Origin of the sequence: Mycobacterium asiaticum, from assembly GCF_001668675.1 — a bacterium.
In the GTDB taxonomy this organism is placed as follows: Bacteria; Actinomycetota; Actinomycetes; order Mycobacteriales; family Mycobacteriaceae; genus Mycobacterium; species Mycobacterium asiaticum_D.
The window spans coordinates 1-19,717 of the sequence record NZ_LZKQ01000050.1; the positions used below are offsets into that span (position 1 = coordinate 1).

At 66.9% G+C, this 19,717-nt stretch carries 19 protein-coding genes; 11 read left to right on the forward strand and 8 right to left on the reverse strand.

Annotated elements, in window-relative coordinates; translation table 11 throughout:
• Nucleotides 1–948 (forward strand): NHL repeat-containing protein (locus tag A9X01_RS04800; RefSeq protein WP_253848930.1); only part of this gene is annotated, 948 nt, incomplete at its 5' end.
• 335 nt (nucleotides 949–1,283) lie between these two features.
• Here the strand turns inward: A9X01_RS04800 and A9X01_RS04810 are convergent.
• The gene (locus A9X01_RS04810) at nucleotides 1,284–1,736 is read right to left on the reverse strand and encodes a VOC family protein (RefSeq protein ID WP_065119564.1); all 453 of its coding nucleotides are present in this window, start codon (nucleotides 1,734–1,736) and stop codon (nucleotides 1,284–1,286) included.
• 87 nt (nucleotides 1,737–1,823) lie between these two features.
• Between A9X01_RS04810 and A9X01_RS04815 the strand changes: the two genes are divergently transcribed.
• Both A9X01_RS04815 and A9X01_RS04820 read left to right on the forward strand, forming a co-directional pair.
• Nucleotides 1,824–3,089 (forward strand): cytochrome P450, encoded by a 1,266-nt coding sequence (locus A9X01_RS04815; RefSeq protein WP_065119566.1) that lies wholly within the window; start codon nucleotides 1,824–1,826, stop codon nucleotides 3,087–3,089.
• 36 nt (nucleotides 3,090–3,125) lie between these two features.
• Nucleotides 3,126–4,505 carry an FAD-binding oxidoreductase gene (locus tag A9X01_RS04820; protein WP_065119568.1) on the forward strand — a complete coding sequence of 460 codons (1,380 nt, stop codon included), beginning with the start codon at nucleotides 3,126–3,128 and terminating at the stop codon, nucleotides 4,503–4,505.
• Nucleotides 4,506–4,518: 13 nt separating this feature from the next.
• On the opposite strand, the gene A9X01_RS04825 is transcribed toward A9X01_RS04820, so the two are convergent.
• Nucleotides 4,519–6,024 (reverse strand): serine/threonine-protein kinase, encoded by a 1,506-nt coding sequence (locus A9X01_RS04825; RefSeq protein ID WP_065119570.1) that lies wholly within the window; start codon nucleotides 6,022–6,024, stop codon nucleotides 4,519–4,521.
• Between the two features lie 71 nt (nucleotides 6,025–6,095).
• On the opposite strand from A9X01_RS04825, the gene A9X01_RS04830 reads away from it, so the two are divergent.
• Nucleotides 6,096–6,644: a TetR/AcrR family transcriptional regulator gene (locus A9X01_RS04830; protein ID WP_065119572.1), complete on the forward strand. Its 549-nt coding sequence runs from the start codon at nucleotides 6,096–6,098 to the stop codon at nucleotides 6,642–6,644.
• A 25-nt stretch (nucleotides 6,645–6,669) separates the two neighbouring features.
• Nucleotides 6,670–7,827 carry an acyl-CoA dehydrogenase family protein gene (locus tag A9X01_RS04835; RefSeq protein WP_065119574.1) on the forward strand — a complete coding sequence of 386 codons (1,158 nt, stop codon included), beginning with the start codon at nucleotides 6,670–6,672 and terminating at the stop codon, nucleotides 7,825–7,827.
• Here A9X01_RS04835 and A9X01_RS04840 read toward each other — a convergent pair.
• Nucleotides 7,824–8,522: a mycothiol-dependent nitroreductase Rv2466c family protein gene (locus tag A9X01_RS04840; protein WP_436405232.1), complete on the reverse strand. Its 699-nt coding sequence runs from the start codon at nucleotides 8,520–8,522 to the stop codon at nucleotides 7,824–7,826. The genes A9X01_RS04835 and A9X01_RS04840 overlap by 4 nt on opposite strands.
• Nucleotides 8,523–8,565: 43 nt before the next feature.
• Nucleotides 8,566–8,985: a protease inhibitor I42 family protein gene (locus A9X01_RS04845; RefSeq protein ID WP_065119577.1), complete on the reverse strand. Its 420-nt coding sequence runs from the start codon at nucleotides 8,983–8,985 to the stop codon at nucleotides 8,566–8,568.
• Between the two features lie 229 nt (nucleotides 8,986–9,214).
• Between A9X01_RS04845 and A9X01_RS04850 the strand changes: the two genes are divergently transcribed.
• From A9X01_RS04850 to A9X01_RS04865, 4 genes are read left to right on the forward strand one after another with little or no spacing between them, the layout of a single operon-like run.
• Complete coding sequence (locus A9X01_RS04850) at nucleotides 9,215–10,348, forward strand: DUF5685 family protein (protein WP_065119579.1); 1,134 nt, start codon at nucleotides 9,215–9,217, stop codon at nucleotides 10,346–10,348.
• Between the two features lie 34 nt (nucleotides 10,349–10,382).
• Nucleotides 10,383–11,975: a Na+/H+ antiporter gene (locus A9X01_RS04855; RefSeq protein ID WP_065119581.1), complete on the forward strand. Its 1,593-nt coding sequence runs from the start codon at nucleotides 10,383–10,385 to the stop codon at nucleotides 11,973–11,975.
• A 54-nt stretch (nucleotides 11,976–12,029) separates the two neighbouring features.
• Nucleotides 12,030–12,656: a TetR/AcrR family transcriptional regulator gene (locus A9X01_RS04860; RefSeq protein ID WP_065119583.1), complete on the forward strand. Its 627-nt coding sequence runs from the start codon at nucleotides 12,030–12,032 to the stop codon at nucleotides 12,654–12,656.
• Nucleotides 12,653–14,176, forward strand: coding sequence for an FAD-dependent monooxygenase (locus A9X01_RS04865; RefSeq protein ID WP_065119585.1), 1,524 nt, complete (start codon nucleotides 12,653–12,655; stop codon nucleotides 14,174–14,176). The genes A9X01_RS04860 and A9X01_RS04865 overlap by 4 nt, the downstream gene beginning before the upstream one ends.
• On the opposite strand, the gene A9X01_RS04870 is transcribed toward A9X01_RS04865, so the two are convergent.
• A complete protein-coding gene (locus A9X01_RS04870) occupies nucleotides 14,173–15,423 on the reverse strand; it encodes a cytochrome P450 (protein WP_065119586.1) in 1,251 nt (416 codons plus the stop codon). The two genes, A9X01_RS04865 and A9X01_RS04870, sit on opposite strands and share 4 nt — an antisense overlap.
• Complete coding sequence (locus A9X01_RS04875; RefSeq protein WP_065119588.1) at nucleotides 15,420–15,968, reverse strand: TetR family transcriptional regulator; 549 nt, start codon at nucleotides 15,966–15,968, stop codon at nucleotides 15,420–15,422. The genes A9X01_RS04870 and A9X01_RS04875 overlap by 4 nt, the downstream gene beginning before the upstream one ends.
• 46 nt (nucleotides 15,969–16,014) lie before the next feature.
• Between A9X01_RS04875 and A9X01_RS04880 the strand changes: the two genes are divergently transcribed.
• Nucleotides 16,015–16,872, forward strand: a complete 858-nt coding sequence (locus A9X01_RS04880) for an LLM class F420-dependent oxidoreductase (RefSeq protein ID WP_065119590.1) — start codon at nucleotides 16,015–16,017, stop codon at nucleotides 16,870–16,872.
• A gap of 1 nt (nucleotide 16,873) precedes the next feature.
• Here the strand turns inward: A9X01_RS04880 and A9X01_RS04885 are convergent, their stop codons facing one another.
• Nucleotides 16,874–17,332, reverse strand: a complete 459-nt coding sequence (locus A9X01_RS04885) for a hypothetical protein (RefSeq protein WP_253848932.1) — start codon at nucleotides 17,330–17,332, stop codon at nucleotides 16,874–16,876.
• A 7-nt stretch (nucleotides 17,333–17,339) separates the two neighbouring features.
• On the reverse strand, nucleotides 17,340–18,398 hold the full coding sequence (locus A9X01_RS04890) for an NAD(P)H-dependent amine dehydrogenase family protein (RefSeq protein ID WP_065119592.1): 1,059 nt from the start codon (nucleotides 18,396–18,398) through the stop codon (nucleotides 17,340–17,342).
• A 63-nt stretch (nucleotides 18,399–18,461) separates the two neighbouring features.
• Here A9X01_RS04890 and A9X01_RS04895 point away from each other — a divergent pair, with 63 nt between their 5' ends.
• A complete protein-coding gene (locus A9X01_RS04895; protein ID WP_065119594.1) occupies nucleotides 18,462–19,319 on the forward strand; it encodes a sulfurtransferase in 858 nt (285 codons plus the stop codon).
• The last annotated feature ends 398 nt before the right edge of the window (nucleotides 19,320–19,717 follow it).

Genomic DNA, 19,717 nt, shown 5'->3' on the forward strand with positions numbered 1-19,717 from the left:
CAGCCACCCTCCGGCACCTCGAGCCGCTCCGGTGCCGCCCGACCCCCTGCCGCCCGACCCCCCCCAACGCCGCCGAAACCGGCGCGGCCCTGGTGGCGGCGCAAGGCCGTGGCAATCTCGGCCGCGCTGTTGGCCGTGGTGGTGGCCGTCGTGACCGTGATCTTCGTGAATCAGTCCGGTCCCAAAGGCGACGAGTTCGAGCAGGTGACCCTGCCTTTCACCGGATTGCGTGACCCCCAGGGACTGTCAGTGGACAGCGGCGGCACGGTGTACGTCGCCGACACCCCGAAGAACCGGATCCTGGCGCTGTTCGCGGGTGCCAAGGAGCCGGTCGTCCTGCCCTTCGAGGGCCTGAACTATCCGACCGGAGTCACGGCGGACAATACCGGCACGGTGTACGTCAACGACGCCGGCAACAAGCGGGTGCTGGTGTTGCGCTCGGGCTCGCAGAAGCAGGAAGTACTGCAGTTCCGCGATCTCGGCAATCCGACCGGGCTCTCCGTCGACGGCAGCCGCACCGTGTACGTGACCGACACGGCCAACAATCGCGTGGTGGCACTGGCCGCCGGGTCGAATGCGCAAACCGAGGTGCCGTTCACCGGCCTGAGCGCTCCGACCGGCCTGGTGGTCAACAGTGGCGGAACGGTGTACGTGTCCGACGGCGGCAACGATCGGGTGCTGATGCTGCCGACCGACACCAAGAAGCAAGTGACGCTGCCGTTTACCGGCCTGGAGCAGCCAGGCGGCGTCACGCTGGACAGCCAGGGTGCCGTCTACGTCACCGACACCGGCAACAGCCGGACCCTCAAGCTGCCGGCCGGCTCCTCCACCCAGGAGGAGTTGCACTTCACCGGCCTGCAGAACCCCTGGGGTTTGGCGGTCGACAACGTGGGGACCGTCTACGTCGGCGGGCGGAACAACCAGATCGTGGCGCTCCGGAAAAAGTAAGGCGACCTAGGTCCGCCGGACCCGGCTGATCACGATGTCATCCGCCGAACACAGCCGGCACGTCAGCGGGCGGATCCTCAACCGCATCCTGGATATTCGTAATGCCTTGTTGCAGAACGGGTATCGGCACCCGCATGAGAGGGTTATCCACCAGTCCGCCGAATGGTCTGCTTCGCCGCAGAACTTCCGGCAGATGCACGGAATCTCGCAGTCGAAATCCAGCTCCGACAGCACCTCGAACCCTGGCAGAACTAAGCACTCCCCGACCGTCACGAGGGAAAGGGTAAAGCTGTAGTTGAGACTTTTCGGTGAGGCGCGCTTGTGGCGCGTCTAAATCAGGGACGCGGCGGGAGCCCCGCCAGCCAGCCGTCCGACAGCAACTCCAACAACTGCCCGTCGGGATCGCGCACCATCGCCGACGTCGCCGACTCGGTTCCGCCGACCACCACGCCGCCGTACTCCGCCACCCGGTTCAGCACCTCGCTCAGATCGGCGACCGAGAAGGACAGATGGGTCAGGCCGGCATGATCCATCACCCGGGCCGGCCCGGCATGCACCGATCGGCCCGAGTAGTCGAGGAGCTCCAGCACCAGCCCATCCCGGATCAGGTAGGTGGCGTGCAACCCGACCGGACGGTCCAGCTGCAGCAACCGGTCCGTTCCGTCGTCGGGCGCATCGAGTTCCCACCAGTACTCGAAGCCCAGCAGCCCCTCGTAGAACCGCCGCGACCGCGCGCGGTCGCTGACGCACAACCCGACATGGTTGAAAACCGATCGCTGCGTTCCCATTACAGCCTCCGCTACCAGCCGTGCCCGTAATAGTGCAAAGATAGCGGAAACAGCGGTTGCGCCTTGAGAGGCAGAGAAGGCAGCTGGATGGCTCGAGTCCCCACCCACGCGGACGTCCCGGACGACGCCATCGTCGACTTCGATCACCACAGCGACGAATTCAACCTCAACGAGCTTGCGATGAGCGCCAAGCTCCGACGCAGCTGCCCGGTCGCGTGGAACACCAACTACGGCGGCTTCTGGTTTCTCACCAGCTACGCGGCGGTGAGCCAGGTCGCCCGCGACGGCGAGACGTTCGCGCACAAATACGAGCCGGACGCAACCGACGGCATCGACTATCAAGGCGAGATGGGTGTCCCCCGCCCGGAAGGCCAACCCGCCCTGGGCATCGGCGAGGTCGACGGCCCCTACCACCAGGAGCTGCGACACGGATTGGCGCCGTTCTTCTCGCCCGGATCCGTCCAGAAGTTGCGGCCGTTCATGGCCGAACTCGCCCACGGTTTCCTGGATCGGCATGTCGCCGACGGCCGTATGGACCTGGTGCTGGACTACGCCAGTCCGGTCCCCGCGATCCTCACCATGAAGCTGATGGGCCTGCCCTACGACGACTGGCAACGGTACGCGAACCTCTTCCACTCGGTCATGGCCGTCCCGCAGGACAGCGCGGAATACGCCGACGCGATCGCCGAGGTCCCCGCCATGATGCAGGGCGTCCTGGATTTCGCCGCCGCACGGCGGGCCGACCCGCACGACGACCTCACCAGCTACCTCTTGCAGTTCGAGTTCGCCGGCCGCCGCCTGACCGACGAGCAGCTGCTCGGCATCCTGTGGAACCTCATCGGGGGCGGCGTCGACACCACCACGTCACAAACTGCACTCACCCTGCTGCACTTGGGCACCCACCCCGAGCTCCGCCGCCAACTCATCAATCAGCCCGAGCTCTACCGCACCGCGACGGACGAGTTTCTGCGCTTTTTCTCGGTCAACCAGCAATTGAGCCGCACGGTGACTCGCGACGTCGAGATCGACGGCCGACGGCTCCGGCGCAACGACCGGGTGATCATCAGCTGGCTCGCCGCCAACCACGACGAGAACGAGTTCGATCGGCCCGACGAGATCGTCTTGGACCGCTCGCCGAACCGCCATCTCGCCTTCGGGCTCGGACCCCATCGCTGCATCGGATCTCATCTGGCCAGAACGATGTCCGAGGTGATGGTCAAGGCAGTCCTCGACCGGATTCCGGAGTACCGAGTAGATCTCGGCGGCGTTCGCCAATACCTGGGCAACCCGAGCATGACCGGGCTGGGCAGGTTGCCGGTCACCTTCGCACCGCGGGAGGGCTTGCGAACGTAAAGTGAACCGCGCATAGCGGCGAGAAGGGCAGGCCCGATGAGTGACATAACGGCGCGGTTCGCGGAAATCGTAGGCGAGAACAACCTGCTGACCGGCGATGCGATCCCGGAAGACTACTCCCACGACGAGGAGCTGACGCAACCACCGCAGGCGCCGGCTTATCTGGCGAAGCCGGCCAGCGCCGAGGAAGTCGCTCAACTGCTCAAGACCGCCGCAGAACACACCATCCCGGTGACGGCGCGCGGCTCGGGCTGCGGCCTGTCCGGGGCGGCGCGGCCCGAGGCCGGCGGGTTGCTGATCTCGTTCGAGCGGATGAACGCGGTGCTGGAGGTCGACACCACCAATCAGGTCGCCGTGGTACAGCCGGGAGTGACGTTGACCGAACTCGACGCGGCGACCGACGAATTCGGACTCCGGTACATGGTGTACCCGGGCGAGTTGTCCTCCAGCGTCGGCGGCAACGTCGGAACCAACGCCGGCGGCATGCGTGCGGTCAAGTATGGGGTCGCGCGACACAACGTGCTGGGTCTGCAGGCGGTGCTGCCGACCGGTGAGATCATCCGGACCGGCGGCAAAATCGCCAAGGTGTCAACGGGTTACGACCTGACTCAGCTGATCGTCGGCTCCGAGGGCACGCTGGCATTGGCCACCGAGATCATCGTCAAGCTGCATCCGCGGGCGGCGCACAGCGCCACCGTGCTCGCCCCGTTCGCCGACTTCGACCAGATCATGACCGCGGTACCCGCGATTCTCGCCAGCGGGCTGACTCCCTACATCCTCGAGTACATCGACAACATGACCATGGCTGGCCTGGTGCACACGCAGAATCTCGAATTGGGTGTTCCGGATCGCATCCGGGACAGTTGTGCGGCGTATCTCGTTGTGGCCCTTGAGGGTAGGACGTCGGACCGGCTCGACGAGGATGTCGAGCGCACCGGTGAACTGCTCGCCGAGCTGGGCGCCGCGGATGCCTATGTGCTCGAAGGGGGCGCGGCCCGCCGGCTGGTCGAGGCCCGCGAGAAGGCATTCTGGACGGCCAAGGCCGTGGGTGCGGATGACATCATCGACACCGTGGTGCCTAGGTCAGCGATGCCCAAGTTCCTCAATGCCGCACGGGATCTGGCGGCAGCTGCCGGCGGCGCGGCAGCCGGGTGCGGACATGCTGGAGACGGCAACGTGCACCTGGCCATCCTGTTGAAGGATTCAGCCAAGCGCAAGCAGCTGATGACCGAGATCTTTGCCCTGGCAATGGAATTGGGCGGGGCGATATCGGGTGAGCACGGACTGGGCCGCGCCAAGACGCCGTATTACCTCAAACTTGAAGACCCGGCGAAGGTGGCACTGATGCGCCGGATCAAGCAAAGCTTCGACCCGGTCGGCATCCTCAACCCCGGGGTCGTATTCGGCGCGGGCTAAGCACGCACACTCTTTACCCCGACTTTGCCACGGCGTACTGCAACACCGGTTCGGCCGAGTCGATGTGACCGCCGCTGCGGATGGTGAGCCGCTGCGGACGAACCTCGTAACGGACACCGTTGGCGGGGTTGGTCACGTCGAAGCCACCGGACGACCGCACCGCGTTGGCGAGTTCGATGTTGGCGCCGTCCCGGATGCGCTCGCCCCGGTAGTAAAAGCTGTCCGGGCCGGCCTGGCAGATCACGGCCAGCGACTGCGCGGTCCGCAGCACCGCGGCCGGCGGGTTTCCGGCGTCGCACCGGGCCGGATGGCCGATGAAGCCCAACCCGTCGGCACCATCGACCGGCTGTGACAACGCGGGGGTCGGCGACGCCGTCGGCGCCGAGGGTGCCGGTGCCGCGACATCGTGGGTGGACCGGTTGCTGACGGCCAGTACAACCGCCAAGACCGCCGCCACCACCAACATGACGGCGGCGACACCACCGACAACCGCCGGCGTGCGCCCCAGATCCCGGGCGCGACGAGGAGCGGGCTGGGATTGCGATGGCGGATAGGGACTGTATCCGGTGTCGCTCGGATTTTCGTAGCTGACCGGGAACGGCCTGGTCCGCGGTGGTCGCCCCGGCGCCGGACCCGGTGTCGATGTCCCCACCGGGGCCGGGACCGGCGCCGGCGCCAGACCGGATCCGGCGGCCTCGCGCACCGCCATCGCCAGTTCGCCAGCCGAGGTGAATCGAGCCGCGGGTTGCTTCGCCAGACCGGTGGCGACGATCCCGTCGAAAGCCCGACCGATCCCGCGGCGCATGATGCTGGGGCGGGGCGGCACCGAGAACATGTGCGCGCTGATCAACTGCTGGATCTCGGCGTGTTCGAAGGGCGGCTGGCCGGTGAGGCACTCGTAGAGCACGCACGTCAGCGCGTACACGTCGGTCTGCGGTCCCACCCAGCCGTCGCTGAATCGTTCCGGTGCCATGTAGGCGCACGACCCCACCAGCCAACCACCCGCCGTCCTCCTCGGATCTGCACTGGTACGGGCGATGCCGAAGTCGGCCAGGTAGGTGAAATGATCGGCGGTCAGCAGCACGTTCTCCGGCTTCACGTCACGGTGTACGAGCCCGTCCGCGTGCGCGGCATCCAGGGCGGAGGCGACTTGAGCGATGATCGCCGCGGTCTGTGCGGGATCCAGTGCGCCGCGCGCCTGCAGCAGGTCGCGTAGCGTTTCGCCCTCGACCAGGCGCATGTCGATGAACAACACCCCGTCGATCCGGCCGAAGTCGTGCACCGGGATGACGTGCGGCTCCTGCAGCCGGGCGGCCAATTCACATTCGCGCCGGAACCGTTCCTGAAACGCGGGGTCCGCGGCCAGATCGGCGCGCAGCAGCTTCAGTGCAACCATCCGGCCCTTGGACGTGTCGTGGGCCCGGTACACCTCGCCCATCCCGCCGGTGCCGATCAGCGACCGCAGTTCGTAGGGACCGAACCGGGTGCCCGGACGCCGGCCCCGGAGCCGCGAAGTCATTGACGATCCTTTCTCGAGAGTCACCCCAGGGTTCCCGCCAATGCACCCATGTAACCCGTAAGCTGCGCCTCATGGCGACCAATAACCGTCTGTCGGTGGACGATTGGCTGCAAGCCGGCTACGCAATCGTGGCCGAGGAGGGCCTCAACGCGCTCAAGCTCGATCGGTTGTGCAATCGACTTGACGTGACGAAAGGCAGTTTCTACTGGCACTTTGCCGACATGCCGTCCTACCGTCGTGCGCTGATCGAGTCCTGGGCACAGCTCAAGGATGAAGACCGCAGTGAGATCGAGCAAATCAGCGATGTCGAGCCCAGGGAGCGGCTGTCACGGATGATGGCCTCGCTGGTACGTCCCCGGCTGTGGGCGCTCGAGCGCGCCATGCGGGAGTGGGCCCGCTCCGACGAAACGGTTGCCGCCGCCGTCCGCGCAGCCGACCGTCGTCTCCTCAGAGCCGTCCGACAAGCGTTCTCCGACTTTGGTTTTGCACCCGAGGACGCCGAGTTACGTGCTCAGGCCATGTTTGCGGCCGGCGTCGGATTGCTGCATCTGTCCGCGCCTGCACCCAAGAGGGAAGAGCTGCAACGCGAAAGGTTTCTGGACTTTCTGCTGCGGCCCTGACCATACTAAAAGGTATGGTGTCTAAATGACCGTGGCCATACCTGCTGCTTCCGATACCCTCGTCGAGCGACTCCGGCAACGCGCGCGACAAGCTGAGAACCTGCGGCGGTTACCGGCCGAAACCGTCGCCGACCTGGACGAGTCGGGGCTTTTCGATCTGCTGAGGCCGGCCCGTTACGGAGGTTGCCAGGCCGAATTCCGATCCCTCCTGGAACCGGTTCGGCGGCTGGCACACGGCTGCGCCTCGACCGCATGGACCGCCGGATTCTTCACCCTGCACAACTGGATGCTGGCCCTGTTCGACCGGCAAGCCCAGGAGGAGGGCTTCGCGAGCAAGCCGTTCCTCGCCTCGTCGCCGCTGGCGCCCACCGGGCGCGGCACCCCAGTCAACGGTGGCGTCCGGCTCAGCGGGCGCTGGTCCTGGGCCACCGGCGTGATGGAAGGGAACTGGACCATCGTCGGCGCCCTCTGCGGGCCCGACGACGCGATCTACCCCGCACTCGCGCTGCTGCCCGCTACCGACTTCACAGTGGTAGACGTCTGGCAGACCGACGGCATGCGCGCCACCGGCTCCAACGACATCGTCGTGACCGACGTGTTCGTGCCGTCGCACCGACTGGTCAAGGTCACCGACATCTACGCCGGCACCACACCCGGAGCGGACCTGCACGACACCGACCTGTACCGCTGGCCGATGGTGCCCGCACTGTCTTTTCTAGCCGCCATGCCGGCGTTGGGAGCGGCCGAACGCGTGCTCGAACTGTTCACCGAACGCCTCTGCAAGCGCGTCATCGCCTACGAGGGCAGCCGACAGAAAGACAAGCCGATCGCCCAGGCGCGCCTGGGCGAGGCACGTGTCCGGTTGCGCGCCTTGCCGGGATTGCTGTACGACAACATCGAGCGCATCGAGGCGATCATCGCGGCCGGAGATCGGGTGCCGCGCGCCGTGCGCGCCGACGCCCGCCTTGCGGCGGCCCACATCGTCAAGGAATCACGCAGCGTGATCGGCAACCTGCTCGAGGCCTCCGGGGCCAGCGCGCACTTCTTGGACAACCCGCTGCAGCGAGCCAAACGAGACATCGACGTGCTGAGCGGGCACGTCATCTTCGACTACGACACCAGCCGAGAACTGGCCGGCGCCTTGGCGATTGGGGCCAAGGTATCGCCGTTCGCGATGGTCTAGCGGCCGGCGAGCCGATCGACGTCGACGACTTCGCCACGATTGATGCTGACCCAGTCCCGGCCGTCGAGATAGGGCCGCAGGCTGCGGCCGATCAGTTCGGCGTCCGCCGCCGACTTCGGCCGCTGCAGTTCGTACACGTGCGGAAACTCTGCCATGCCGGTCACGACTTGCCACAGTTTGACCGCGTCCGCACCCGTCGGCGGATTCACCAACACCGGACCGAACAAGCACTGCCCGTTGAAGAACAGCGTTGGGACCCCGAAACCGCCCGCATCGAGCACCCGCTGATGCTCGGCGCGCACCTCGTCGTGGGTGGTCGGATCGGCAAGCGCCGCATCGAGATTCGTCGGATCGACACCGATCTCTCCGAGCAGCCGGCGGGCGACTTCCGGATCGTGCGGCTTACCCCCGCGGTCGTGCAGTTCGCGTCCGATCACGGCATACCACTGGTCGAGCAACGCCATGTCCGTTCGGCGCAGCAGCGCGCCGATCCGCATCAACGACCACCCGTAAGACCAGTCGCGCTCCCACGGGTGCTTCTTGCCTTCGACCCTGTTGACCTCTTCCAGGCTGAAGAACCGCCAGTTGACGGTGAGGCCCACCTGCTCGCGGACCGCGCGGATCCACACCGAGGTTTGGTAGGCGAACGGGCACATCGGATCGAAGTGGAACTCCAGCAGAGTCTCGACCGGCACTGCCATATCCTTCCTGCTAATCCCAAAGCTGTTGCGCGGGAACTTATTGCACCGTCACATTGGCGGTGAAGACGCATGTCGGCGCGGCGTCGCCCACGATGCTGCCGTAGCTGGCGACGATGGTCGTCTTGCCGGGGCGCAGGGTGGTGAACATCCAGACCTCGGTACCGGGGGCACCAACCCGGTCGGTGTCCGCGTGGATGTACTCGTGGCCGGTCTGCTTCAGGACGGTGGTGTCCGCGATCTTCGGATCGGGTGTCCAGCGGTACGGGGTGCTGTGATTGGCTCCCAGCGAGACCTTCAACGTCTCCCCGGCCGCCAAGGTGACGTCGCGGCTGATCGCGCTCTGGTTCAACACGTCGTCAATGGAGACCTCGACGTTCTTGGCCGCCGCCCCGTTCCCGCCAGAGCACCCCACCAGCAGCAGCAACGCTGCCGTCGACGCCAGCAACCTGACCTTCATCCCAGCACCATAGCCCCATGACCGCCGCCCGCCGAGACCTTCGGCAGCGCAATACAACTGGACTGCGCGGATGCGGCCATGCCAGCGCACCGAGCGCGCCCGGGGCCGGCATGCCGCGCGCGTTCAAAGCGCCATCGGCACACCAGCTTTCACCACCGCCCCACACATCGCGCCACACCCGAACGCCAATTTCGGCACCCGCCAGCAAACCGTCCGGTAGCTTCAATGCGTGTTTGGCATCATTCGGCCGTGCCGGCATCGGCTCGGTGGCGAACTCACCGCGGCCTGGCGAGCTCAGTTGTGCGGCCTGTGCCTGGCGCTACGCGACGACTACGGGCAAGCCGCCCGGATCGCGACAAACTACGACGGCTTGATCGTCTCGCTTCTGGTCGAAGCGCAATCGGACAGTCAACCAACACGCCGCACCGCCGGGCCGTGCCCACTGCGCGGCATGAAGCGCGCCGACGTGGCAACCGGCGAATGCGTTCGGCTGGCCGCCGTGGTGTCGCTGGCGCTCGCCGCCGCCAAAGTCCGTGACCACGTGGACGACCACGACGGTCTGGTCGGCGTGGCCGCGGTACGGCCCGCGGCGCGCCGCATCGCCGAACGCTGGGTGCGCCGAGGCACCGATACCGGCCACACGTTGGGCTTCGACGCCGGCGTGCTGATCGCAGCGATGGACCGCCAGACCGCACTGGAAGCCACGGCGGCACCCGGCAGCTCGCTGCTCGAGGTGACCGAACCGACCGAGACGGCGGTGGCCGCGGCGTTCGCCCACACCGCGGTGCTGGCCGGTCGCCCGGCCAATGCGGCACCGCTGGCCGAGATCGGCCAGCTGTTCGGGAGGGTCGCACACCTGCTCGACGCGGTCGAGGACTATCACCACGACGTCGCGCATGGGAAGTGGAATCCGTTGGCGGCCACCGAAACACCCGTCGCGCAGGTTCGCGCGCTGTGTGACGACGCGGTGCTCGGTATCGAACTGGCACTCGACGATCTGGATTTCACCGACGGACGGCTGCCCCGGCGACTGTTGACCAAAGAGCTGCGTCGGGCGGTATCGCGCACCTTCGGCGACACCACTGCGAGAGCCAACTACCCGGGTTCCGGGACTCCGCACGGCCAGCAGGACGGCATCAACTTCGGCGACCAGGCGTTCGGCAATTTCCCGGGAGCGCCCGGCGAGATTCCGCCCGGGGTTCAGCCCAAGAAGAAGGAAGGCTGCTGGAACACCTGCACGGACACCTGCTGCTGCGAGTGCGAGGGTGACTGCTGCTGCGACACCTGCTGCGAAGGCGACGGCTGCTGTTGCGACTGCGGCGATGGCTGTTGCGACTGCGGTGACTGCTGCGACTGCTCGTAGCGACACCACCTGACCGATAGGCAAAGATGGGCAAGTGTTTGCCCTCATCGTCATTGTTGCGCTGGTTACCACGGTGGTACTGGGGACCATCCTGGGCCAGAAGTACCGCGTCGGTCCCCCCGTCCTGCTCATCTTCCTGGGTGCGCTGCTCGGCCTGATCCCGCGTTTCGGCAACATCCACATCCAGGGCGAGCTGGTGTTGTTGCTGTTCCTGCCCGCGATCCTGTACTGGGAGAGCCTGAACACCAGCTTCCGCGAGATCAAGGCCAACATCCGAGTGATCGTGATGACCAGCGTCGGCCTGGTGATCGCGACCGCGGTCGCGGTGTCGTGGACGGCGCGAGCGATGGGTATGGAGTCCCACGCGGCCTCGGTATTGGGTGCGGTGCTCTCCCCGACCGACGCCGCCGCCGTCGCGGGCCTCGCCAAGAAGCTGCCGCGACGCGCGCTGACCGTGCTGCGCGGGGAGAGCCTCATCAACGACGGCACCGCGCTGGTGCTATTCGGCGTGACCGTCTCCGTCGCCGTGGGTGGAGGCGCGGTCGGCCCGTTGGCGCTGACCGGACGGTTCATCTATTCCTACCTGGGCGGTATCGCGGCGGGCCTGTTCGTCGGCGGGCTGGTCACCTTGCTGCGGCGCCGCATCGACGCGCCACTCGAAGAAGGTGCGTTGAGCCTGTTGACGCCGTTCGCGGCGTTCCTGCTCGCCGAGGAGTTCCACGCCAGCGGTGTGGTGGCGGTGCTGATCTCGGCGCTCATGATCACCTATGTCAGCCCACGGGTCATTCGCGCCCGGTCCCGGCTGCAATCCTTTGCATTCTGGGACATCACGACGTTTCTGCTCAACGGCTCGTTGTGGGTGTTCGTGGGCGTCAACATCCCGGCCGACATCCGCGGCATCATCGGCGTGCACGGCGGCATTCGGCACGCCGTCTACATGGCTTTGGCCGTCACGGGCGTGGTGGTCCTCACCCGGTTCGCGTGGGTCGAGCTCACCACCGTGCTGGGTCGCGCCATCGACAAGAGTCTGCGACACCCGCCCACTCACGTGGATTTCCGGCAGCGCAGTGTCACCAGCTGGGCCGGTTTCCGTGGGGCGGTGTCGCTGGCGGCGGCGCTGGCCATACCCCTGGAAACACACACCGGTGCCCCGTTCCCCGACCGCAGCCTGATCATCTTCGTGGTCTCGGTCGTCATTCTGGTGACCGTCCTGGTACAGGGCAGCACGCTGCCGGCCGTCGTGCGGTGGGCCCACTTACCCGAGGATGTCGCCCGCGCCGAGGAAGTACAGCTGGCCCGCGCCCGCGGCGCCGAAGCGGCGTTGGCGGCGCTTCCCGAGGTAGCGGCCGAACTCGGTGCGGGGCCCAAGATCTTGGCCCGGCTGCAGAAGGAGTACGAGGAGCACGCGATGCTCGTCGAAGCCGGTGCCGATGATTCGCCGAACAACCATCTGGCCGAAAAGGGTGACCTGATCCGGGAGATCCGGCTGCGGGTGCTGGACCGTAAGCGCCAGGCCATCACCGAACTTCGCGACCAGCGCCGCATCGACGACATCGTGCTGCGGGAACTACAGGCCACCCTGGACCTGGAAGAGGTGCGGCTGCTCGGCCCGGCCGACGCAGGATAACTGCCCGCCAGGCATTTTTGCCCAGTAGGCAATATTTCGGCTATCGTGGTTCTCGTGACCAGTGCGGGGCTACGGGAACGCAAGAAGGCGGACACCAGACGCGCCCTCAGTGACGCGGCATTGCGGTTGGCGTTCGACCGCGGCCTGGAGAACATCACCCGGGAGGAGATCGCCAACCTCGCCGGGGTGTCCCTGCGCACCTTCACCAACTACTTCGCCGGCAAATACGAGGCGCTGGCCTACCGGCAAACCGAACGGATGCGCCGCAGCGTCGCCGAGCTGCGCCGCCGGCCCGCCGACGAACCGTTGTGGACCGCGATCACCAACGCCGTGCTGAAGCCGCTGGAAGAGGACTTCGCCGATTTCGACGGTGAGGCGAACTGGGTGCCCAGCCGTCGGGAACTCGCCGAGGTCCGAAAGTTGTTGCTGAGCCCGCAAATCCGCGATGCGGTGGCCAAAGACCTGTTCGACGGGTGGCTCGAGGCTGTCGCCGAACGCACCGGCACCGATCCCCGGCGCGACATGTATCCGCGCCTGGTGGTCGCTGTCGTGCGTGCCGTCGGCGACGCCGCCGCGGATGCCTATGCGACGGCCGACCCTCCGGTCGCGATCACCACGCTGATCCGCGACGGACTTGCCGCCGTCGCCGCCGGTCTGCCCGAGCCCGCCCGACGCTCATGACCGAGGCGAACGCCCCGGTCGTCATTTCCGGCGCCGGACCCAATGGGCTGATGCTGGCCTGCGAGCTTGCGCTCACCGGTATCAGACCGGTGGTGCTGGATCTGCTGCCCGGACCCAGCTTGGAGCCCAAAGCCAATGGCCTTGTCGGCCAGGTCGTTCGGATGCTCGATCACCGAGGGCTGTACCAGACCTTCAGTGGTGAACCGGGCCCGCCGCAGCCGAGCCTCGGTTGGATGTTTGCGGCGATGCCGCTGAGCTTTTTCGGTCTGGCCGATAATCCGATGTACGCGCTGCGCATCTCTCAACCGCGACTGGTGCGGTTACTGGAGAAGCGGGCGCGCGACCTGGGTGTCGATCTGCGCTGGGGGCATGAACTCACCGGGTTGCGGGCCGGACCCGAATCCGTTGCGGTGCAGGTATCTTCACCCGAACGCGACTACCGCATCATCGCCGATCACCTGATCGGCGCCGACGGCGGGCGCAGTCCGGTTCGCAAGGCGATGGGCATCGACTTCCCGGGCAGCACCTCACCCACCGTGGCCCGGCTCGCCCACGTGCACATTCCCGAGGGGCTGCGGGACGGGCACGGCGGCCTTGAAATCCCCGGCTTCGGCCGGCTCGGTTTCGGCCATACCCGGCTGGATCGCGGCGCACTGATGTTCGCGGAGTTCGAGCCGGGCAGGCCGTTGTTCGGCACCTTCGAAGTGGGCCCGCCGATTGAGGACACTCCGATGACGCTGGCCGAACTACGGGAGAGCGCACGACGAGTGCTGGGTGTCGATATTCCGATCAATGAACCCAAAGGTGATGGACCGCACGCCCTTCGGCGGCTCAACGGATGGAACACCCGTCAGGCCGAGCGCTACCGGGACGGTCGCGTGCTGCTGTTGGGCGACGCAGCCCATGTGCACAGCGCGATCGGCGGGCCGGGCCTGAATCTCGGCCTGCAGGACGCGGTGAACCTCGGCTGGAAGCTGGCCGCGGAGATCCATGGGTGGGCGCCGCCGGGGCTGCTCGACACCTACCAGTCCGAGCGCTACCCGGTCGGGCAACGGGTGATGATGCACTCGCTGGCGCAGACCGCGCTGATGGCTCCGGGTCCGGAGGTGGGCGCGCTGCGCGAATTGTTGGGTGAACTGTTCAGCATGCAAACGGTCTTGCGGCACATGGCCAGCCTGCTGGCCGGTTCGGACGTCCGCTACGACGTCGGCGATGACCACCCACTGGCCGGGCAGCTGGTTCCCGATTTGACGCTGGACGGCGGCCGGCGGGTTGCTGAACTGTTGCATGAGGGGCGCGCGGTATTGCTCGACCTGTGCGGTGGTGGCGCCGCGGTTGCGGCCGCCGGGTGGTCCCACCGGGTGGACATCGTGCGTGCCGCGATGACCGAACCAGCCGCCGCGGCGATGCTGATCCGGCCCGACGGTTATGTCGCCTGGGCCGCCGATGAATACGGTCCCTCCGCGGGACAGAATCTGCAATCGTCGCTGCGGCGCTGGTTCGGCCCCCCCGACTTCTAGCCGGTGCTACACGGAAGCCGTTTGATCCCATGGAAGAACGACGACCGCAGCCGGTCCGGCGGTCCGGTGACGGTGAGCCCCGGCACGTTCGGATACAGCTCCTCCAGCAGCACGCGTAACTCGAGCCGGGCCAGCTGGGCGCCGAGACAAAAGTGCACGCCGCCGCCCCCGAACGCGGCATGCCCCGCGTCGGTGCGGGTGACGTCGAACTGATCGGCCTCCTCGAATACCTCTTCGTCACGGTTGGCTGAAAGATAGTGCATCAGCACCCAATCCCCGGCGGGTATTCGCTGCCCGCGGATGTCGACGTCCCGAGTGACGGTGCGCCGAAAGTGCATCACCGGCGTCGCCCAGCGCAGCAATTCCTCCACCGCGGGCTTGACGGCGTCGCGGTCTGCGGACAGCAGTGCCTGTTGTTCGGGGTGTTGCGAGAGCGCCAAGATGCCGTGGCTCAGCGTGTTTCGGGTCGTCTCGTTGCCGGCAATCGCCAGCAGCAGGAAGAATTCGTTGAGCTGGTCGCGGTTGAGCTTTTCACCGTCGACTTCGGCGGCCAGCAGTGCGGACAGAATGTCGTCGGTCAGACCGTGCCTGCGTCGCTGCTCGACGAGTTCGTTGCAGTAGGAGAACATCTCGGCCGCCGCCTGCCCGAGCGCTTCGGGTGTGGGCGCGTAGTCGGGATCCTCGATGCCCAGAGTTCCGATCGCATTGCTCCAGCGGAACACCTCCAGCCGGTCTTCGGCCGGCACGCCGAGTACGTCGGCGATGACCTGCAGCGACATCTCGGCGGAAATGTCGGGCACCGCGTCGAACTCACCCTTGTCCTTGATGTCGGCGACGATTCTGCGGGCCACCTGCCGCATGTGGGGTTCCAGGCGCAGCACGTTGCGGGCGGTGAAGCCCTGATTGATCAGCTTGCGGTAGTGCACGTGCCGCGGCGGGTCGATGCCCGGCAGCATCGCCGAGGTGGGGCCGGCCTCGACCTCGACGAGGGTGTTGCCCCTGCTGCTGGTGAAGGTATCCGTGTCGCGGCTGACCAGTCGCACGTCGGCGTGCTTGGTCAACAGCCACGCGCGGGGCAGTCCGGACATCTGTACCGGGTGCACGGGAGTTTCCGCACGCAGTCTGGTGAGCGCGTCGAACGGGGCACCGACCACGAATGTGTCGGGATCAAGCACAGCCGCGGCATCACGATCGGCCTGGCTGTCCTGGTTTTCGACCACCAGCGAACCCAGTCTCGGAACGGTCATGACTCCCCCTCTGATGCCTTGATACCGGCGACGACCACATCCAGACCGGCGCGGAACCGCCTGCCGGAATCGCGCTGACCGCGTGCCTCCGCCAAGCTCACCGAGCCCAGCAGGTAGGTGTACAGCACCGTATGTGCGGCGCCGGCAACGGCTTTGGTGAGCCCGGCCTCGGCGAGCAATGCACGGCTGAGCCGATCGAGCCGTCGGGCTCGCTCCCCACCGGCGCCGGTCTGCAGAATCCCGGCCACACCCGGCACACTGAGAATGACTTCGCGTGCCGCGCAATATAATTCGACCAGGCGCGCGTCCCACGGACCGGCGGCCGGGACTGGAATGTCGGCCAGCACCGATTCAGCGAGCAGATCCAGAGCCGCTTGCTTTCCGGGCACGTGGTAGTACACCGACGGCGCTGCGGCGCCCAGTTCGGCGGCCAGCTCCCGCATCGTCACCCGCTGCACGCCGTTGCGCCGCGCCAGCTCGCGCAGCGCGGACACCACTTGGGCGCGGTCCAGTTCGCCGTAGGCCCGGCGGACCGAGCTCGTCATTCGAGCCGCGTTCGAATCAATTCGAGCACTGTTAGAATCTAGCGCGATGAGCACCTCGGCGGCAAAGCTGTCCATCTCGACACCCGTGCTGACCATGTTCCCCGGCGTCAGCACCGACTGGGAGATCGACGCCACGATCGAGGACGTCGCCAAGATCGCCGAGGCCGCTGACCGCCTCGGCTACCACCATCTGACCTGCAGCGAGCACATCGCGCTGCCCGCCGGGGAACGCGGCCGCCGCGGAACCCGCTATTGGGATCCTCTGGCGACGTTCGGGTATCTCGCCGCCCGGACACACCGAATCCGGTTGGCCACCAACGTCTTGGTGTTGGGCTATCACCATCCGCTGGAGATCGCCAAGCGTTACGGCACCCTGGACCGGATCAGCAGCGGCAGGCTTGTGCTCGGCGTCGGCGTCGGGTCGCTCAAAGAGGAATTCGACCTCATCGGCGCGCCGTTCGAGGACCGCGGACCGCGCGGTGACGACGCCCTGCGGGCGCTGCGCGCGGCTCTGTCGTCACCCGAACCGGCCTACCGCGGCGAGTTCTATTCGTTCGGCGGCATGGTCGTCGACCCTTGTGCGGTACAGGAACACCTTCCCATCTGGGTCGGCGGCCGCACGCTGCGCTCGCTGCGTCGAGCGGTCACATTGGCCGACGGCTGGGCACCCTTCGGTGTGTCTTTGGAGCAGGCACAAGAATGGTTGGGCCGCTTCGAACTTCCGCCCGGCTTCGAGGTGGTACTGGGCGCTCCGGGCCGTTTGGACCCGCTCGAGGAGCCGGACCGCACCCGTCATCTCATCGGTGAAGCGCTCGAACATGGCGCCACCAGAGTCAGCGTCACCCTGGCTCACACGTCCTTGCAGCATTACGTTGAGGGGCTGAAAGCGCTGGCGGAGTTGTGACTCACAGAGCGCCGGCCGCCCAGGTACCGGCCGGGTAGGGCGGGACGCGCCCGGCCAAGGCGCCGTCGGTGAAGGTGCACAGCGCATCGGAAACGGTTCCGGCGCTAGCCAGTACGGTCACAGGCCCAGCGGACGGCACCCGCGCGACCACGGCCTGCCAGAAATAGCCCACGCCGCCGTGCTCGTACCAGACGAACCAGTCATCACCGTGGCTGCCGGCCCGAATCAGGCGCCGGAACGGCAGATTCGGGTCATCAACCGAATCCGTCTTGTTGAACGGTGCACCGATGTCGGCAATCGGTGGGAGTAGTTTGCTCAGCCCGGTTGGCAATTGGCTCAGGTTTTGCACTTCCCGTACCGGTGTCGTCAGGGTGCAGTTCGTGTCGGGTAGCGCCGCAGCGGGGATTGCGGTCAGGAGGCTGACGGCCAGCGCGCACGTGAGTAGGTACAGGATTGGCACTGTCCTCTCACCCGCCCGCGCCGATGACGAGGTCGAGCGCACTCAGCAGTCCCGGCCTTGCGCGGTGCACAGCCGGTATCGCATTGACCACCCGCGCCGCGGTTGCTGCCGAGCCGGGCAGGTCGCCGCCGTTGAGTGAAAAGTCGAGCTGCACAGGCGGTTCCCCTTCGACGGTGATCCGGGTGAACCGCCGGCTGGGGCTGCCGGGTGCGATCACCGGTGCCCAGTCCTCCACCGGCTCCTCGGGCATGGACCAGATCGACGAATAACGGATGCGCGGTTGACCTCCGACGACGACGTCGAAGCTCATCCGCACGCTGGCGATGGTGCCCGGCGGTATCTCACCGGCCGCAAAGCTGTGGTGACGATCCGCCACTGCCACGTCGCGGTGCTCGTCGATGGCATCGACCGTCATCCCGAGACCCTGCGCCAGCAGCCGCAGCGGCGGCCCGAGGTGTGGAACCATCGCCCCTGGCGGGTACATCCGCGCGTCCTGCTCGGGCGTGCGGCCGAAGCCGAGCATCGTGAAGAATCCGGGCACGCTGTAGGAGCCGCACGGGATACGTTCCTGGACAACGACTCTTGCGGGATCCGCGCACATGCCGGCGGCATGCACGGCCAGCATGTCACTGGTGAAGCCGGGGGCAATTCCCGTCGCCAGCAGCGAGCTGTTGCCTTGACGGCCGGCGGCGTCGAGTCGGCTTCGCATGGCGTCGTCAAGCGATGCGGGGTGAAACAGCGGCGGAAACGACGGGATGACGACGTTTTTTCCGCTGGCCAGCATGCCGCACAGATCGTCGATGACGGCGCTGTCCGCACGGCCGGCGACCGCGCCGAAGTAACTGACGCAGTCGGCGTCCAGTGCCAAAAAGTCCGCCATGCTGTCGGTTGCCAACACCCCGACGGGCGGCTCGCCCACCAGCTCACCGGAATCGCGACCCGCCTTCTGGTGACTGTGCACCAACTGGCCGACCAGTTGCAGGTGCGGTGCGCGCAGTATCTGTCTGAGCGCGATCGACCCGGTGTAACCGGTGCCGACATGCGCGACCCGATATGTGTTGCCCATCCCGGCTCCCGTTCGCCGCTGCTACCCGTCAGGAGCCTACGCCGAGCCGGATACGGTGGACCGATGAATTCTCGCGACACCGTGCTCATCGCGCCCGCCGAACTAGCCGACCGCATCCGAGCGGGCGGACCTCTGGCGATACTCGATGTGCGCTGGCGACTCGACGTTCCCGATGGGCGCCCCGCCTACTTGGACGGTCACATACCCGGCGCGGTGTATGTGTCCCTGGACGACGAACTGACCGATCACAGCACCACCGGGCGTGGACGCCACCCCCTTCCGTCCGGAGACAAGCTGCAAGAAGCGTTGCGGAGCTGGGGAGTTCGCGAAGGCGTACCGGTGGTGGTATACGACGACTGGAATAGGGCCGGCTCCGGGCGGGCATGGTGGGTACTGACCGCGGCGGGCCTGTCCGACGTGCGGATCCTGGACGGTGGATGGGCCGCGTGGGTTGCCTCCGGTGGCGCCGTGGAGACCGGTGCGGTGGACCCGCAACCCGGGAATGTGACTGTGCCGCAGCGGGATTTGTATGCCGGCAGTCGACCCACCTTGACGGCTGAGCAAGCCGGTGCAGGCGACGTGGCGCTCCTCGACGCGCGCGCACCGGAACGCTATAGCGGTGACTCCGAAACCGTCGACCCGGTCGGTGGGCACATTCCCGGCGCGAAGAATCTGCCTTTTGCGACGTTGTTGACGGCCGACGGGACGTTCCTGGACGACGCCGGGCTGGCACGCATGTTGTCCGAGCGCGGGATCGATCCGGCCGTGCCCGTCGGGGCTTACTGCGGATCGGGCGTCACCGCCACCGTGGTGATCGCCGCGCTGGCCGCCGCCGGCCACGAGGCCGCGCTGTTCCCGGGTTCGTGGTCGGAGTGGAGTTCGGAACCCGGACGCCCCGTTGCCCGCGGGGTGGAAGCGTAGCGTCGTCGGGGCAGCCCAGGGAGCCCAGGGAGCCCAGGGGAGTATGTGCGTCGTTGCCCGGCTTGGAGCGACAATGTCGCTGAACGTCTGGGCGGTGCTGGCGGCTTGGGCGATTATCGCGATGGGCTGGTGCGGGATAGGTCTGGTGGGAGTCCGGGCAGGCCGGGAGCCGGGGAGCCCGGCTGGGCGGTATTCCGGCCGAGCTGGCCGCCCTTGTGTGTCTTGCCTCGTCTGAGACAGTGACCTTTGCCCGGCTTGCAGCGACAAACCATCGACAGTTGCTGCGGCTAAACAACTTTCAGCGACATTGTCGCTGAAAGGCGGGCAACGACGCACATACTCCCCTGGGCTCCCTGGGCTCCCTGGGCTGCCCCGACGACGCTACGCTTCCACCCCGC

Coding starts and splice junctions, on each gene's coding strand:
- A9X01_RS04870 (WP_065119586.1), bottom strand. CDS start 15,423: ATGACCGTTCCGAGACTGGGTTCGCTGGTGGTCGAAAACCAGGACAGC.
- A9X01_RS04875 (WP_065119588.1), bottom strand. CDS start 15,968: ATGACGAGCTCGGTCCGCCGGGCCTACGGCGAACTGGACCGCGCCCAA.
- A9X01_RS04895 (WP_065119594.1), top strand. CDS start 18,462: ATGAATTCTCGCGACACCGTGCTCATCGCGCCCGCCGAACTAGCCGAC.
- A9X01_RS04890 (WP_065119592.1), bottom strand. CDS start 18,398: ATGGGCAACACATATCGGGTCGCGCATGTCGGCACCGGTTACACCGGG.
- A9X01_RS04810 (WP_065119564.1), bottom strand. CDS start 1,736: ATGGGAACGCAGCGATCGGTTTTCAACCATGTCGGGTTGTGCGTCAGC.
- A9X01_RS04825 (WP_065119570.1), bottom strand. CDS start 6,024: ATGACTTCGCGGCTCCGGGGCCGGCGTCCGGGCACCCGGTTCGGTCCC.
- A9X01_RS04820 (WP_065119568.1), top strand. CDS start 3,126: ATGAGTGACATAACGGCGCGGTTCGCGGAAATCGTAGGCGAGAACAAC.
- A9X01_RS04865 (WP_065119585.1), top strand. CDS start 12,653: ATGACCGAGGCGAACGCCCCGGTCGTCATTTCCGGCGCCGGACCCAAT.
- A9X01_RS04880 (WP_065119590.1), top strand. CDS start 16,015: ATGAGCACCTCGGCGGCAAAGCTGTCCATCTCGACACCCGTGCTGACC.
- A9X01_RS04835 (WP_065119574.1), top strand. CDS start 6,670: ATGACCGTGGCCATACCTGCTGCTTCCGATACCCTCGTCGAGCGACTC.
- A9X01_RS04815 (WP_065119566.1), top strand. CDS start 1,824: ATGGCTCGAGTCCCCACCCACGCGGACGTCCCGGACGACGCCATCGTC.
- A9X01_RS04845 (WP_065119577.1), bottom strand. CDS start 8,985: ATGAAGGTCAGGTTGCTGGCGTCGACGGCAGCGTTGCTGCTGCTGGTG.
- A9X01_RS04830 (WP_065119572.1), top strand. CDS start 6,096: ATGGCGACCAATAACCGTCTGTCGGTGGACGATTGGCTGCAAGCCGGC.